The organism is Enterococcus sp. RTP21361st1_A6_RTP21361_211029 (assembly GCF_040910045.1).
GTDB classification, from domain to species: domain Bacteria; phylum Bacillota; class Bacilli; order Lactobacillales; family Enterococcaceae; genus Enterococcus_D; species Enterococcus_D gallinarum.
Window position 1 is genome coordinate 1 of sequence record NZ_JBDGBK010000183.1, and the last position, 1931, is coordinate 1931.

The window sequence follows — 1931 nt, forward strand, 5'->3', positions numbered from 1 at the left end:
ACAGTTAATCTTATCATACAAAAAAGGAGTGGATTTCTCCACTCCATAAAAGTCTAACTTTTTGGGGTCACTACAAAAGGTGTGACCTTTGGCAGTACTTTTTTAACTAACATCAACCAACCGCAGCTTAGTGATATTTTTATAAACTGATAATTCTTCGATAACATCAGAGAAACTCAGCCCCCACGGTAAGTTGATCGTATAAATATTGGTATAGATCCGATAGTCTTCCATGAACTTCACATCAAAGTTGACATCTTCGATCACGATTTTTCGATCAAGAAAATACTCTGTCAAAAATTCCTTTGTTTCCGCACGATGAATGTATTGAATCTCCAATTTTTTGGCTGTCGGGACTCGCACAATTCGCTTGATCACCGTCAGTGCAAAAAAGATCCCGGCAAAACTAGTAATCGAAATCGCATAAAATCCCATGCCGATCGCAATCCCTAAGCCAGCAATCGCCCATAATGAAGCAGCTGTCGTCAATCCAGTTACCGAGCGTTTTGTCACGATAATCGTCCCGGCACCCAAAAAACCAACCCCACTTACCACTTGTGCGATCAATCGAGCTTCATCTGAACGAATGACCCCTGCGAGATCTGGATGATTCAACGCATCACGCATCGCCCCACTAGCGATCTCTACTTGGATCAGTGCAATGACACATGCCCCCATACAGACTAAAATATGGGTCCGTAATCCCGCTGGCCGACTTTTGTACTGTCGCTCAAAACCGATAGCGCCTCCCATGACCATTGCTAAAACGAGTCTAAGAATAATTTCTGGAATCGATAAGACCATATCAACCATTGAAACACCCCTTTTCAACTATACCATCTATTTTTAAAAATGAAAAAAGGAAGGTCCAAATTCCGCAACCCATCTTTAAGCTGTATTCCATGAAAAATAAAAAAACCGAAGAATCATCGAAAATACCAACTTTTCATCCGACTGGATGAAATGGGGAAGTAGCTGGTTTTTCCGATGTTCATTCGGATTTTGTCGATTAGATTGGACGCTCTGCCAACTAATTGATGTTAGAGATTGGCTGCCGCTGCTTCATCCACGATGACTGTGACATCTGGATGATTTTGCAAAGCAGATGCAGGCAGATCCGTCGTTACCGGGCCTTCAATCATCCCTTGGATTGCGTCCGCTTTAGCTGGTCCAAAGGCCATCAAAATAATTTTTTTACCTTTCAAAATTGAACCGATGCCCATTGAGATTGCAGTAGTGGGTACATCTTCTACCTTGTCAAAATAGCGTTTGTTGGCATTGATCGTTGATTCAGTCAAATCAACGACTGATGTTGTGCCATCAAAAGATGCCCCAGGTTCATTGAAGCCAATGTGACCGTTCTGACCAATTCCTAAGATTTGGATGTCAACTGGATGTTCCGCGATCACTTCATCGTATCGTTTGCATTCCGCTTGCAAATCTTCGGCTTTTCCATTCGGTACAAAGGTTTCCTTGAATGGTTTTTTGTCAAATAAATGAGCATTCATAAAGTGGCGATAACTTTGATCATCTTCGCCGCCAAGTCCGACATATTCATCTAAATTAACAGAAGTCATGTTTGAAAAATCGACATCGCTAGCTGTCATCTCTGCATACAATGTTTCTGGCGTACTGCCTGTCGCCAATCCAAGAACTTTAGCGCCGTTTTCAACGCCTTGCTGAATCAATTCAAATGCCTTTTTTCCACCTTCAGCTGCATCTTTCACGCGAATAATTTCCATGATACGCTCCTCATTTCATTTTGGTATAGTCCAATGATACCACACTCTCATTTTTTTGACAAGAATTAGTCTAGACCATAACAAAAAAACAGCTGCATATTTCATGCAGCTGTCAGACTGTAGACAAAGTCCATTTTATGGATGATGTCTACAGTCTTTTCTTTTATAATAGATTTATGAAAACGAATG

2 protein-coding genes are annotated in these 1931 nt (G+C 41.2%); both read right to left on the reverse strand.

Going from position 1 to position 1931, the window contains the following annotated elements; translation table 11 throughout:
- Positions 1 to 102: 102 nt before the first annotated feature.
- Entirely contained in the window at positions 103 to 813 is a 711-nt protein-coding gene (locus AB5Z52_RS16820) for an MgtC/SapB family protein (RefSeq protein WP_005471648.1), read from the reverse strand.
- Between the two features lie 227 nt (positions 814 to 1040).
- Positions 1041 to 1742 (reverse strand): glucosamine-6-phosphate deaminase, encoded by a 702-nt coding sequence (gene nagB, locus AB5Z52_RS16825; protein ID WP_003127396.1) that lies wholly within the window; start codon positions 1740 to 1742, stop codon positions 1041 to 1043.
- Between the last annotated feature and the right edge of the window lie 189 nt (positions 1743 to 1931).